Here is a 14,999-nt window from a genome sequence, read left to right as displayed (position 1 = left end):
AGTGATAAATCATATTGAGAATAGTACAAGTAGCGCCATTCTATCATCCAATAGTAGGTGGAGTCGAAAAGACTGTTAAAAAGATTTCTGAATTTTTAGTAAAAAAAGGTAACGAAGTTATAGTTGTAACATATAATAGAGATAGAAAACATAAAGCTAATTTTGCAGCTATTGAAGAGATAAATGGAGTAAAAGTAATCAGAGTTAAACCCTTAATAATATGGTCTCACGGTAGCTACTCTCCATCTATCTCAACAATTGTAAAATCATTAAACCCAGATATACTTCATGTTCACGTGTGGAGACATCCTCATATCTTTCAATTAAGAAATATTGATAGTATAAGGATTTTGCAGCCACATTCACCATTTTATATGAGAGAACAAGTAGGATATATTACTTTTATCTATTATAAATTAATAGATAAAATAGGGAAAAACGCTATTAAAAAATATAATATTATAAGCATGACTCCATTAGAACAAGAAATATTACATAGAAAATTTAGTATCAATTCAGAACTTATTCCTAATGGTGTAGATGATGAATTGTTTTCTGTAAATTCTAAAGGAGATAACTACTATCTCTATATAGGAAGAATAGGTAAAGAAAAAAATATTTTAACTATGCTTAGAGCATATAAACTTTCTAGAATTGCTCGACCATTAATTATTGCAGGGCCAGATAATGGATTTGTGAAGGAAATTATCAAATATAGTGAGACTAATAATATACATGCTAAATATTTAGGAGAGGTATCAGATAAAGATAAAATAGATTTGCTATCAAAATGCAGGGCTTTAATTAATCCTAGCCCATATGAAGGATTTGGTTTAACATTGTTAGAAGCTCAAGCAATGGGTAAACCGGTAATAATTGTAGGTCATGGAGGTCAAGAATTTGCAGCTCCACCTGGTAAATCAAGTATAAGAGCTGAAAACGATGTCGAGAGTTTAGCTAAAGCTTTTATACAAATGGAAGATGAAGTTTTGTATAAGAAATTGTCTGAAGGAGCTACAACCTGGGCTAAAAATTTTAGATATAGTATGATTCTTGATAAATATTTGAGATTTTACAAAATTTTATTAAATAAATACTATTCTTAAGAATATTGTTTGTATTCAAATTTTAAGTCATGATCTGACTTACAATTAAACAATAAAGCTTTTTAGATACTCTTCTAAAATATGTTGCAAATGTATAAATTGCTTTATATTAATGTGGGAAATCCTGCTGTTTCTGGAGCAACAACGATTGTAACGGAATTATTATCACGACTACCCATGAAAGGAGTTAAAGTTGATTTAATAGAGTTACTCTTTAAAGAAGACGAGGGCTTATTAGGAAGATATCCAGAGCTTAATGAAAAAGTAAATGTCATAGATATTATTAGGATTCCCTATTCTGGTAATTTGGCTGGTAGATTTATTAGATATATATACAAAAATATTATATTAAAGCGAAAAATTGGGAACTTAATAGATAATTATGATTTTATCATAGGAATAAACACGGCTAAGAGTATAAGGATGCTTTATTTAGAACCTTTTATTACATTTCCATTATATAAACATTATCTCAATTTAATACGAATTACAAATATAATAGATGGAACTGCTTGGTTCATAGATTCAGTTAAGGGACTCAGAGAATCAAAGAGAAACAAATTAAATATATGTTTAGGTAGTGTACTAAGTAAAATGGTTAAGACTAAATACGGAATAGAATGTGAAGCCTTAGATCCACCTGGTGGTGTAGATCCGAATTTAGTTAAAGATGTAACTCCTTTCCCAGAAAATTTTGATGCTATACATCTAGCTAGACAAGGTTTTATGAAAGGGACACCAGAGGTAATACAGATTATGAAAAATCTAAAAAAATATGGTTATAAAAAATTTGCAATTATAGGAGGCCAAGATTATGGATTTGATATTAACAAATACTTAGATGATAAAGATATAGTCTATTTTGGTGAAATATTAGATAAAAAACGAATTTATTCCATTTTAAAGTCATCTAAAATCTTTATTTATCCTACTCATGTAGACTCATTCGGAATAGTTATTGCAGAAGCATTAGCTTGTGGCGTTCCGGTAATAGCATACGACTTACCAGCGATCAGATATTACTATGGAGATTGTGAAGCTGTAAAACTAGTGAAAGAAGGTGATGTAGAAGGAATGATGTCGGAAGCATTGAAAATTATTAACAATAATGAATATTATAAATCATTAGCCTTTAAATGCATATCTAAGTATACATGGGATAAGGTAGCTGAATCGTTTGTTCAGATCTTGCACAAATTTAAGAAAGAATTTTCTTTAGAATACCAGCTATAGAATTGAGAGATGAATTTTGAACTACAGATAAAATTATATTTATTTCTTGCTGATTTATTACTTTGATTTTTACGTATATTTTATATGATATAACAACCAAAAATATATCGAGAACTATACTAAATATATTATTTACAAAAAGAACAGGAAGCAAAAATATACTTGTAACCAAATAAATCTTCATTACATCCTTTATCGGCAATTTGTAGTTATAATTCTTCTTAACAAATGAGAGAGATATTATATATCCTGGAATCCATCCCAGCCAATTGCTAATGAAGTATCCGATGTAACTAAAGTTGGGAAGCAAAAAGAAAAGCAGAAGAACATAAAATATTATGTTTATCAAATTTGTCCTAGCTACTAATTTGGAATAACCTTGAAATAAAAGTAAGGAGTTTATAATTGAAGCTCCAGCAGCAGTGGTAATTAAAGGATTTATTAATGATAACCTTAAAAACAACGGAGCTAAAGTATATTGAGTACCTGCAAGAATATAAATTATTTGATAAGCTAGATATTCAACTGATATAAGTATAGGCAATTGTAAAATAATATTTAATTTATATAATTCATTAGTTACTTTAGTTATATCATGTTTATTTTTATCTAATTTAGACAACGTAGGCTGTAATGCGTAAGATAATGGGTTAAGAATCGTATCAAACAATGTGCCTAACTTAGATGATGCTGTAAGATTGGAAATCTCGAAAATCGAAAGGAATCTATTTACTAGAGAAGTTGTGTATATTCCAGAAACTGAGCTTCCTAAAGAAGGCAAAACTAAGGGAAATCCGAAAACTACTAGTTCTTTTATGGTATTAATAGATGGTTTACCTAAAAGTGATTTTCTCTTGAGTATTACGATGCCATAAATAACTATTGCAGTATACCCTATTATATAACTTATAATAACCCCATAAACTCTTAAAAAGCTTAATGCTAAACCTACACTTAAAATCGTTTGGACAGAATAATGTATTATCCACATTTCACTATTATGCTTAGTAAGCTCTAATCCCAAAATTCCTGAAAATATAGAGCTTGAGGCCCAATAAGGAATTGTAAAAAAGCTAGCAAATTCGCTATAAGGAATTATCTCTGGTTTATTATAAATATATGTGACTATATATGGTGTCAGTAAATAACCTATAACTGATAATAAAAGACCATAGATTACGTCGAAAATTATTCCAGAAGCTATCATACTATAAGCTTTTTTCAAATCAATTTCTTTGTATTTGGCGACAAATCGAGTAACTGCTGTGTTAACTCCAAGATTACCAAATATACTCACGGTATATGGTAAAGACATAGCTATACTTAATATACCGTAGTCAGTTGGTTCAAGGATTCTAATTACTAAGATTGAGCCTATAAATCCAATAATGTGAGAAATAAATCTTCCTTGCAACAAATTAACATAATTTAATGTTAGATTTTTTCCAAGTTTTTCTAGGTCAGACACTTTTATGCCTCCTCGTATACTTTAAGTAGAGACTTAGCAATATTTATATAATTAAATTGAGATGCCTTATTTAGTCCTTTTCTTATCATATCTGCCTTTAAATTAGGATCCGAAAGCACTTTACATACTTTTTCTGCTATATCCTCTGGATCTTCTGGATCAGCTAAAAGTCCAATTCCTTCCGCTATTTCTTTCATTGCCCATCTATTTGAAGTTACTACCGGAGTGCCACATGCCATCGCTTCTACTATAGGCATTCCAAAACCTTCATAAATAGAAGGAAATAAAAAAACCTCACTTGCATTATAATATTTCACTAACTCGATATCAGGTAGGTGAGTATATGTAATAACATCATTAGTATTTCCTAGTTCAGACTTGATCATATTTATTCCGTAATTCCAATATTCTCCGATTATAACTAGCTTGATATCAAAACAGTTACGAATAATTTTAAATGACTTTATTAGCTTTAATGGATTTTTTAGCTTGTCATATCTAGATACATTAAGGATAAATCTTCCAATCTTCTGTCTTATTGGAGAAATTTCATGATCACTTAATTTCTTGAATACTGGATCAACTGGATTGTATACAACTGAAATCTTATCTTCATCTATGTCGAGATATTCCATTAATTGGATCTTAGTACTCTCAGAAATGGCAATCACTTTATTAGTACTTTTTATAACTGATTTGAGAATTAATATATTAATTTTTTCCTTTCTATTCATAAATTCTGGCAAGGCTAATGGTTTCAGATCGTGTATTGTTAGTAACTTTTTATATTTTGCTGGAAAATAAAGCATTACAGTAGCACTAACATAAGGATAGATAAAATGATATATATCAGGATTTAATTTTCTAACCGAAAAATAGTGTGAAAATATATCAGTTAATATGTCTTTCCCAAGTATTTTCGGAAAATTTTTTATTTTCACAGATCTAAATTCTCCGCTCAATGGATATTTTGATACTAAATACACATCTTCGCCTAATTCTTTTAGACCTTTATAAAAAAGAAATGTTAACCTACCTAAGCTCCATTCTCTGTTAGTGCCAGCAAATCCCATAAGAGCAATCTTCATTATAGGATCACTGATTAATTACTAGCTTATAAATTAAGTAGTAGCATTTTAGCTTATAGCTATAAGATCCTGTTTTCAGAGATAAAATTTCCTAATTAATTAAATCTGAATTCCTTTTTAATACCTAGCTTCAGATATTTTAGGGAGTTCAATTATCAGATTTTATAACGAGAATTTAGCATATAGAGTCTGAAGAGCTAGCGTTAAAAAGGCTCTTATTAGACCTTCTCTATTATCCTAAATTACAAATTCGATAAGAATTACTATAAATTTTAATACTCTTTTTGTTTTTGTCTAATATATTTTATGGAGAAGTTTAGTAAATTTAGTTAAACACCTTGCCTTACTAATCCCCAACATCCCCATTAACAATTTTCACTTAAACTAAAAGCCCATTTTTGACTTGGTTGAAACTATTATGGAAAAAGACTATAGATCCCCTTACGGAAAGGAGGATATCATTAAATAGCCAAATACAGGGAGTGTTCTCAAACAGTCATCTTATTCGATAATGAATAGTAAAATTATATTTGGTTAGAAGTTTTCTCAAACAATTATCTCGATCTAGGGATAATGGAATTAGAACGCACAATACGTTTCTTGAGAAAATTTATGTGCAAGGGTTACGAGATTTACGTGAGGGTTAGCGAGATGGATCTCGTAACCCTTGCACAATTAATACTTCTGATTCTAAGAAATTTAAACTTTAAGCCGAGAAAGCACAATCTAGAGGACCTTGCACTTGCAATATCAGCATACTTACTGGGAGTACAAATTACAAAACTCGGGATACCAGCATCAACACTCTACTACTACACCAAAAAATTGGGGGTAAAGAGAAGAAAAGAAGAAAGACCCACATGCCCATCATGTAACTCAAACAAGGTAATAAAGAACGGATCGTCCAGAGGAAAAACAAAATACAGGTGCAAAACGTGTAAAAGAACGTTTTACCAAACACCTAATCACAAGTTGGGAAGAGACCAAAAGGAGAGGATCTTGAAGGAGTATTTGAATAGGATGAGCATGAGGGGAATAGCTAAGGTTGAAGGAAAACCGTTAACCACAGTTTACAGTCTAATAAAGAGAAAAGGAGTAGAGGCATACGTTAATCTATTAGTATTACAAGAACAACTAAAGGGCTTTACTGCAAAGGTCACGATACTTGACGAGAGTTGGACTTACCTTAGGGTTAGGCACGGTCCCAAGAGGGAGGATATTTGGATTTGGAGTGCACTAGCTGATGGTACGCCCTTCTTCACTACCGGTGATAGGGATTACGGGAGTTTTCGTTTTCTCTTGAATTCTCTCCCTAAGAGTGAGGTTATTTACACGGATAATTACTCTGTTTATCAAGTCCTTGATAATCATATTGCGAGCAAGAAGTACACTTACACCGTGGAGAGTTATAACTCTTACTGTAGGGCCCATCTTGCTAGGTTAGCTAGGGATACTAGGGGTGGTAATAGGAGTAAGAGGATGGTTGATTATAGTCTTGCCTTGTTGAACGTCATGTACCCTGTAATATATTCAAGGGAGATTACTCCCTTGAATGAGGCTTACCGGAAGGGAGTAGAGAATATTAGAGAGAATCTGATATAATTTTACTAGTAGATATCGAATAAGATGACTGCATGAGAACACTCCCCAAATACAATATACACTAATATGGGAATCTAGTTTTTGTATTAATAACTTTGGTTAATATTAACCTAAAGGTTCCTAAAAAATGTATATTATATCTAGAACCTAACTCTTTATAAACTAGTATAGCTAATAAATAGTGTGGATGAACCATTAGTAAGTATAGTAATACCAACTTTAAACTCTGAGAAAACCGTTAAAGGTACTTTAGAATCGTTACAAATACTTGACTACAAGAACTTTGAGATAGTAGTAGTAGATGGATATTCAACTGATAGTACGTTAAATATAGTGAAACAGTTTGTAGAGAAATACGGAATAAGAATAGTATTAGAGGAAAGGAAAGGTAGAGGTGTAGCTTATAACAGAGGAGTTTTAGAAAGTAGGGGTAAATATGTAGCATTTTTGGATAGTGATGCAAGAATAGCTACTTCAACATGGATAAAAAATGCAGTTAGATTAATGGAAAATGATGATAGAATAGGAGTTGTTTTCACTAAAGTTTTTTCTCCTCCGGATTCTAAATTTTTGCAAAAATCCATAGACACATACCTTTGTAAAGGGTTTACAACTGCAAATGGAGCAATCTATAGAAAAGATGCAGTATTAAAAGTAGGGGGATTTAACGAAGAAATGAATTATATGCAAGAAGATGAATTACTTTATAAATTAACTAAGGCCGAATACAAATACGAAGTTAACTTTAATGACAAAATATACCATTATCACAGAGACTCAATAAGATCTTACATAAAGCAAAATATGGAGGCTGCATATGGTGCTAAAATTTTCCATAAATTAACCAAAGAGAAATGGGTTATTAGAGATGCATTAGCTAGACTAACAATATTTTTTGCATCAATTATTTTTGGGTTATCGTTGATTCTACTGAATATTAAGATATTTTTAATATTATCATTGCTAACATATATTATTTTATTGCTTAAAGTAAATTTCGAAACTTGTAAAAAGTATAGATGGTCAAAATATGTATATTTATCCCCTATTCTTATATATATCTCAATCATAGGTTATTCAATAGGTTTTTTAACCCAAAGAGATAAAAAGAGATAATGGTTGAGGTTTCGCAGTTAGTAACTCAGTACAAAATGACATACTCACACTATCTTTTAAGCTTGGAATTATATAGAATAGAAACTTATTTGTTATTAATTCTACCATTAATAATTTTTACTATTTATTATTTTTTTGCGGAAGAACTAAAACATTATTATTATCTAATATGGTATAGATTTAATAGAAAGAAAAAAATTGTATCATTAAAAAGTGGGAAAGATCCTATAAGTAATGGGATATTAGCTGGAACTATTATAATTTTACTAATATTTGCATTCGGAATGTATATACTAAATACTCAGTCTAAGGAAAACTTCTCAGAAATGGCTATCTTAAATTCTAATGGGATTATTGGAAATTATCCATCACATCTAGCCCCTGGAGAAAATGCACTAGTTTACGCTTTAGTCCAAAATCATGAAGGTATGCCAATGCTTTATCAAATTAAAGTGATTTTAGAAGATAACAATACCAATATAACACTATATACATCCTATAATATAGTTAATAATAATGGCGAATGGAAATTACCTATAGCTTTTGCGATAAATTCTACTGGAACTTTTAAATTGGAAGTAATGTTATATTACTATAACTTAACTTTACAGAGATTCGTATATGCGAATATTTTTGACCAGTTAGTAGTTAGTGTAAGTTAGGATGATGGTTATGCAACGAAGGGAAGTAGAAACGAGTAGAACCGTTGAGCAAATGGTAAATGAACTTATAAATAAAGGATATACTGAAATTGAAGCAATTAAGATAATACATGATAAATATGAGATAGATAATAAATTAGACTTCACTAGCATAATTATTCATATATCATCATTGATCTTGATACTATCTCTATTCAACTCTTCAATTTTCGTCATCTCATTAAAAATAATTTTAGGTATATTTTACTCAACATTTTTTATAGGATACACTGCATTGCGAATGTTTTACCCAAAAGAGTTAAAACAGCTATCTAGTTTACATACTTTAGGTATTTCACTAGGGACAAGTTTTGCTATAATAGCTATGATAGGATTGTTATTAAACTTTACTATAGGTATAACTTCATATACGGGAATATTAGGTATAGTAATCTTAACCGAAATATTTAATACAATATATAATTTAAGGGGATATAAATGAATTATAAGACATTTCCTATTATTTTAGGATTAGAATACACGATAATCTCAACAATATTATCTGCACTTAATTTAACCGATATTAAAGCATATATTATATTATTTACTATAGCCTCTGTAGTGGCAGAAATTATATATTATCCTTTACCTAAAAGAACAAATTATACTGCTTCTGCTATCACCGCATTCTGGATTATATTGACCATTTACTTTATTTTACAAATATTTGGTGTAATATAAGGTGGAACAGAATGAAAATGGAAAAAGTACAAATAATATTACTTTTAATTTCTATAGAATTAACTCTAGTAGATATAGTTAATATATCTATATCTAACTATAACTTGTCCAAATATCCTTTCGGGCTAACCCAAGAACTACCGCCTATATATTGGATAACAGAATTTATTACAGCAGTTGCTTTCATAATACCCTTAATTAGATTTAAAGATTTTGATAGGAATTTATATAATTATACTATGCCTATAATTTACCTGCTACTTCTGTTTGATACATTTTTTATATTTTATTTCATAAATCCTTTTTTTATATTATCGAGAGATGAGTTAGGTCATTCAGCAGAAGTGTTAGGGTTACTCTTTAAACATACCACCATGGACAATCCTGATACTTATCAAGCATATTATCCTTTAGGATTTATTTATGGAGGAATATCATTTCTAATTTCAGGGTTTACTCCTACGTCATATTTTATATTCTTCGGACCTATGTTCTTTACTATATTTCAGAATTTGGTAGTATATGCGTTACTTAGACTGTTTTTTGAGTCTCCTAAATCTGAGTTAGGAATACTAATTTATATGCTATCGTCAATGCCTTTTTATGTAGCTGAATGGTCACCTCAGTTAATGTCATATAATCTATTATTCCCAGTATTTCTGATACTGGGATTAGTGATAAAAAGAGGAGGAATAAGATTCGCACCACTACTAATTCTTTTGTCAGAATTAACTGGCTTAACCGACATAGGAACATTTGGGAGTGCTATTACAATAATTATCTCTGTTTTAGTATTTTCAAGGAAAATAGGTAAGCTAAATTTAAAGTTCATTGCTTATACAGCTGTATTAACAGCGTCAGTTTACATTTATTGGGTTTACTTTAACCCTTTGGCACAAGGAGCGCTAGGTGGTGTTCACGTACTTATAAACGATTTAGTTGAAGTTATAGAATCAATATTTGTTCCTCAAGCAACAAAAAATCTTGTACTTCCTACTAGTACACTAATATATACATTTATACCTTCTTCGCCATATCATCTTTATTCAGTCATAAGCAAATTATTGGATGGTGGTATATTTCTTTTAACCTCTATAATATCTTTCATTTACCTAGTTGTTTCGAAAAAAACAAATAACTACATTTGGCTAGCCTTTTCTTTAGGTAGTGGACTATTATTAATGCAATCTGCTATAGGATTAGCAGATAATATAAGTAATGTATTAACGAGAATGATTCCTCAAGCAATGACATTTTATACCATTATTATAATATATTTTCTATATAATAGAAAAATTTTAAAGACGACATTTACTATATTCCTAGTTGCACTAATTCCTATTTCAGTATTGGGATATTCAATGATAGCTACTTCAGAACATTCACCTGAAGCAGCGTTTTTAGGTGGAAAATTATTAGGTGAATATGGAATTATTACACCTTCGACTTACGGATTTTATGTAGCAGAATATTCATATGAAGGTAAAATTATGCAAAGCTATGGAACTAATTTACAAGGAATTAAATTTGCAGGACCATATATAGAAACATTAGAGCTATATTTTGGTGGTCCAACTGAGGTAAATGACTATCAAAACTATTATAATGGAATTGTACAAAACTATACAATATTCTTTAATTCAGGTGACTTAATTGCTGGAGTAAATTGTTTTGTATAATTCTATGATTTTATTTGACACTACATCCCACTCAAAATTTTTTGCAATGTATAATGAGTTTTTACCGAGTTCGCTTCCGTTTACTATAGACTTTAATATGGCATTTGCTACTTCATTATAGTCTGCTGGATTGACGGTATATCCGTTAAAATTATCTTTAACTACTAAATAGTTAGGACTATTCCTTGATACTACTATTGGTAATCCAGAACCCAACGCGTCAAGTACTGCAGAGCTTATTCCCCCATCGCCAAATGAATCACCTAACATTACAAAAACATCTGAAACACTATAAATATACTTTCTCTGATTGTATGGTAAAGGATTTATAAAAAATACCTTATCATCTAATCTAAGTTCGTTTACTAATGATTTCAAATAATCCTTAAGGTATCCCCAGGCCACTAATACTAACTTGGAATTGGGTATTTTATTTGATACAATTTGGAAAGCTCTAATTAATTCTGGTAATCTTTTTCCTTTAACTAGTTGCCCTAGATATAATACTATTATATCATCATCATTGAATCCAAATTTAGCTTTTATCTCAGTTTTCGATTCATTTATTTTTAATCCCTCAATATCTATGCCTAACGGAATAAGTACAGGGTTAATTTTTATGTATTTTTTTATTTCATTCATTATTATTTCATTTGGCACAATATATGCTGAAGCCATTTTATAAATGAAATACATATATAACCTTCTAAAATCTTGCTTAATTTTAGAAGTTTCTCTTAAACTACTTGCGCCTATGATAGTTACTACTTTTTTCTCTACTGGAAATAATTCTATACCAGCATAATATCCGCCTATTCCATGTATTATATCTGCATTTTTCATTATTTTCAATGTTTTTAATGACGAAATTAAAATCCTTAAAGCATATAATTTTCCTTGGAAATTAGGCGTTTTAATATCAATTAAGGTAAAGTTATTATTGATAGCTTTTACGTTATTTTTTATGCCAATTCTTATACCCACAACTTCTATCCCTTTTTTACTTAATCTTTTAGCTAATTCAAAGGAATATGCTTCTATTCCATCCCAAGGCTTATCAGTAGATGGGAAAAGTACTACTTTCATCATCTACTATCTTTAAACTAAATATTTAAAGATTAGCAGAAACTAACTTGAATATAATGTTAGTTTCGATAATCATTCCTACATCTAATGGCGAAAAAACATTACCGGAAGTTTTAAATAGTGTGTTGATGCAAGACTATAAAAATTTCGAAGTAATAATAATAGATAATGGTTCTAAAGATAATACTGAGAGAATAGTAGAAAAATTTTTAATAGAAAATGATTTGAGTTTAAAATATTTCAGATATGAAAATAAATTAGGTCATGCAGGAGCTATTAATGAAGGAATAAAGAAAGCTTCTGGAGATTTCATATTAATATTGCACGACGATATGAAATTGGGAGAGAAAAATTGGATATCGAGTATGTTAAAAGTCTTCGAGAAAAAAGAGGTAGGAGTTTCCTCTTCTCTTCTAATTACATCTCCTTTTAAGTTAAATGGCATAAATAAAGCATTTAGCTATATTTATATTTTAGGGTGGCATAAAATTGTTAATACTCCTGAACAAGAAGTGCTATTTACGGGTTTAAATAATGATATGATAAGAAGAGAAGTGATAGAAAAAATAGGAATGTTTGACAATACCTATCCTTACAGTATGCATGATATAGATTTTTCTGAAAAAGTTAGAAGATTAGGATATAAAATAGTTCTTAATCCTAAAGTTCACGTTGAACATTTATTATCTTCTTATCAAAGGTCTCTTAAATCACATCTTATTAAGGCTTGGCAATACGGCTTCCCCTCTACTCTAATTCTAAGGAGATATAAGTATTTACCTAATTTAGATAATTTTCTATTCTTTATCTTCATGATATTCTTTTTTATGTCTTTCTTTGTTAATATGCTGAACATGTTGCTATATATATCAATTGCTATTACACTTTTAACTTTACCCCTAGAGCAGCCTAATTTTTACGGCAAGAATAAGCTAAAAAGTAGAGGAAAAAAGCTAATTATTAGTTACATTTTATCTATTTTATTTTATCTATTAAATAGAAATATCTTCTTCTTATTTTTAGGAGGAAGCGTAGTCTTTTATAGAACACTTAAAAGCTCTATAGAATCCTTTAAGGAGCTAAAGGATATAAAGACTTCTCTTCAAATAATAATGTTCTATCCTATTTGGAGTTTTATAAATGGATTAGCGGTCTTCGCTGGAATATTCAAGTTTCTAATAGTTCATGATAAAGCGAAATTATTTGTTCAATAATTTTTTTATTATCATATTTTTTGATAATATTCTCTCTAGCTGTTTTTCCCATTTCCTCTATTTTACTTCTAGGAAGCTGAGAAATATTATACAAGGATAATGCAAAATCATTTAATTCATAAACATTAACATGAAAACCGTCTACACCATCAGTTACTTGTTCTACTAGGCCACCATTACCCTTAGTAACAATTACAGGCCTTCCAGCTAACATTGACTCAGTCACAACTCTAGCCCACGTATCGGGGACTAAAGTAGGCACTACTACAACATCTACATCTATGAGCATATCTCTTATTTTACTAACATATTCCGAGTAAGGAAATCTTCTAGTCATTATTACTTTGTCCTCTATTCTAAACAATTTTACCATCTCTATCACCCTAGGTTCTTCTAGTCCTCCTAGTATTTTCAATTTCATATTTTTATTATGTTTCAAAGCAATTGAAAATGCTTCAAGCAATTGAAAAATACCTTTCCCCTCGTCTGGATAACTAAGATATCCAAATGTAAAATTATCAGAAGGATGGTACTCCACATAATCAATTGGTGGAGTTATAGCATTTACATTTATAACTCGAATTTTATCTTCTGGAAATCCTCTAGATATAAGAATATCTCTCACAATATTACTTACTGCTAAAATTATTGAGGCTTTGGATATATACTCTTTTATTTTATTTAGCTTATTTATTGCGTAAATCGCTTCTATAGGTGATAATAATTTATTGAAATAATTATCTCTCTTATTATATATACACTGAGCTATCTTCGTAAAACTCTTGCAATCACAATACTGATTTTCCATAGAGTTAAAATAGCATGTGGGCCACCAATACTGAATATTTATTATACTTTTAGCATTATTTTTTTCAGCTATTGGTAACATTCCATACATGGCGTTGGCGATATGTATTATAGTGTCCTTAGATTCATAAACAGTCCTAAATACTTTTTCAGCATATTTTTCACTATTCACCATTTTCTCGTAACCAAAAATTCTACTCTTACTAGGAGACGGCAAAACATTATATTCTGAATTAAACGTGGTATATATTTTCGCATCTATCCCGATTTCAAGTAATTTTTTATATAATAGTAACATTGTTGCAAATGTTCCTCGTTGTTGCGTTTCAGTCAAAATTCTTACTTTCATTAGTTACGTATAACTAATTTAAGAGTTAAAAACTTTATAGAAGCCCACACACCAAACTAGCTATCTATATATGGTCTTTTTCCTCCCATAGTTGCAAACGTAGATGTGTTAGATACGAGCATATAGAGCCTAGTAAGTCCAACTTTACCGTTTAATTCAACTGATAATTAGACTCTTAACAAGCCTTATCTGATCTAATAGTATACGTTGCAATTATCATGAAAAAGGCTATATATCAAAATGATGGGATCATCGCCCCTCAAATAGATATTAAATCCTTTATACTATATTTAAAATAATTCTTTAGCATATATAAGATACGCTGAAAAATATATCATAATAACAGTTTTATCCCTAGCTTTAGCAAAAACAATTATATATAATATTATTAATGGAATAGATCTATGATGAAGGTAATAGTAATATATTAAATTGAGAATTATTAGCATAGACCGTGGAGCTTCAGGTATAAAACCTTTCCATAGAAAATTGGGCATAGTTTACACTACTTACGCAGGTAATGTCACGTTGCTATCTCGTCACTCGTTAGCGTTAAAGGGCTTATTACAATACAGCACAGCTCAAGTAATAAAAGCCTAGCACAATCAACATCTTAGCCTTCAACTTGCCCTTATGTTCCTCATAAAAACGCTTAATAACAAGATTAACCTTGATAGCCAAAGCTGCAAGATAGAATTCCTCAAAGCGGTACCTCTTGAAAATTCCCCTTAATATAATAATATGGTCTTTTTCTTCCAACAGTTGCAAACTTAGATTTGTTAGATACGACCATATAGAGCCTAGTAAGTGTGAAGAGAATATATCTTTCGCCGGTACAAAATATAGAAGAATATTTGAAGAAGTTTAAA

Annotated in this window: 14 protein-coding genes; 9 read left to right on the top strand and 5 right to left on the bottom strand. The window is 30.0% G+C overall.

Features of this window, described 5'->3' with window-relative positions; genetic code table 11:
- Positions 1–14: 14 nt before the first annotated feature.
- Together J5U23_RS07700 and J5U23_RS07695 are read left to right on the top strand one after the other, a co-directional pair.
- Positions 15–1,106, top strand: coding sequence for a glycosyltransferase family 4 protein (locus J5U23_RS07700; protein WP_218267440.1), 1,092 nt, complete (start codon positions 15–17; stop codon positions 1,104–1,106).
- 90 nt (positions 1,107–1,196) lie between these two features.
- Positions 1,197–2,339, top strand: a complete 1,143-nt coding sequence (locus J5U23_RS07695) for a glycosyltransferase family 4 protein (RefSeq protein WP_218267439.1) — start codon at positions 1,197–1,199, stop codon at positions 2,337–2,339.
- Here the strand turns inward: J5U23_RS07695 and J5U23_RS07690 are convergent.
- Complete coding sequence (locus J5U23_RS07690) at positions 2,305–3,807, bottom strand: oligosaccharide flippase family protein (RefSeq protein ID WP_218267438.1); 1,503 nt, start codon at positions 3,805–3,807, stop codon at positions 2,305–2,307. The genes J5U23_RS07695 and J5U23_RS07690 overlap by 35 nt on opposite strands.
- 2 nt (positions 3,808–3,809) lie before the next feature.
- Positions 3,810–4,895: a glycosyltransferase family 4 protein gene (locus tag J5U23_RS07685; protein ID WP_218267437.1), complete on the bottom strand. Its 1,086-nt coding sequence runs from the start codon at positions 4,893–4,895 to the stop codon at positions 3,810–3,812.
- Between the two features lie 651 nt (positions 4,896–5,546).
- On the opposite strand from J5U23_RS07685, the gene J5U23_RS07680 reads away from it, so the two are divergent.
- From J5U23_RS07680 to J5U23_RS07655, 6 genes are all read left to right on the top strand, one after another.
- Entirely contained in the window at positions 5,547–6,497 is a 951-nt protein-coding gene (locus J5U23_RS07680; RefSeq protein WP_218267436.1) for an IS1 family transposase, read from the top strand.
- Positions 6,498–6,680: 183 nt separating this feature from the next.
- Entirely contained in the window at positions 6,681–7,613 is a 933-nt protein-coding gene (locus J5U23_RS07675; protein ID WP_218267435.1) for a glycosyltransferase, read from the top strand.
- Positions 7,613–8,275, top strand: coding sequence for a DUF1616 domain-containing protein (locus J5U23_RS07670; RefSeq protein WP_218267434.1), 663 nt, complete (start codon positions 7,613–7,615; stop codon positions 8,273–8,275). Before J5U23_RS07675 ends, J5U23_RS07670 begins: the two co-directional genes overlap by 1 nt.
- A gap of 1 nt (position 8,276) precedes the next feature.
- Positions 8,277–8,756, top strand: a complete 480-nt coding sequence (locus tag J5U23_RS07665; RefSeq protein WP_218267433.1) for a hypothetical protein — start codon at positions 8,277–8,279, stop codon at positions 8,754–8,756.
- On the top strand, positions 8,753–8,995 hold the full coding sequence (locus J5U23_RS07660) for a hypothetical protein (protein ID WP_218267432.1): 243 nt from the start codon (positions 8,753–8,755) through the stop codon (positions 8,993–8,995). Before J5U23_RS07665 ends, J5U23_RS07660 begins: the two co-directional genes overlap by 4 nt.
- A gap of 11 nt (positions 8,996–9,006) precedes the next feature.
- Complete coding sequence (locus tag J5U23_RS07655) at positions 9,007–10,674, top strand: hypothetical protein (RefSeq protein ID WP_218267431.1); 1,668 nt, start codon at positions 9,007–9,009, stop codon at positions 10,672–10,674.
- Here the strand turns inward: J5U23_RS07655 and J5U23_RS07650 are convergent.
- Positions 10,645–11,760, bottom strand: a complete 1,116-nt coding sequence (locus tag J5U23_RS07650) for a glycosyltransferase family 4 protein (protein WP_218267430.1) — start codon at positions 11,758–11,760, stop codon at positions 10,645–10,647. The two genes, J5U23_RS07655 and J5U23_RS07650, sit on opposite strands and share 30 nt — an antisense overlap.
- A 56-nt stretch (positions 11,761–11,816) precedes the next feature.
- Here J5U23_RS07650 and J5U23_RS07645 point away from each other — a divergent pair, with 56 nt between their 5' ends.
- A complete protein-coding gene (locus J5U23_RS07645) occupies positions 11,817–12,974 on the top strand; it encodes a glycosyltransferase family 2 protein (RefSeq protein ID WP_218267429.1) in 1,158 nt (385 codons plus the stop codon).
- Here J5U23_RS07645 and J5U23_RS07640 read toward each other — a convergent pair.
- Both J5U23_RS07640 and J5U23_RS16150 read right to left on the bottom strand, forming a co-directional pair.
- Positions 12,928–14,130, bottom strand: coding sequence for a glycosyltransferase family 4 protein (locus J5U23_RS07640; RefSeq protein WP_244988844.1), 1,203 nt, complete (start codon positions 14,128–14,130; stop codon positions 12,928–12,930). The genes J5U23_RS07645 and J5U23_RS07640 overlap by 47 nt on opposite strands.
- A 564-nt stretch (positions 14,131–14,694) precedes the next feature.
- A complete protein-coding gene (locus tag J5U23_RS16150; protein ID WP_405048835.1) occupies positions 14,695–14,898 on the bottom strand; it encodes a hypothetical protein in 204 nt (67 codons plus the stop codon).
- Positions 14,899–14,999 lie beyond the last annotated feature (101 nt).

Origin of the sequence: Saccharolobus shibatae B12 (assembly GCF_019175345.1) — an archaeon.
GTDB lineage: Archaea > Thermoproteota > Thermoprotei_A > Sulfolobales > Sulfolobaceae > Saccharolobus > Saccharolobus shibatae.
The sequence above is the reverse complement of the archived record's forward strand: the minus strand, read 5'-3'. Positions and strand labels throughout refer to the sequence as shown.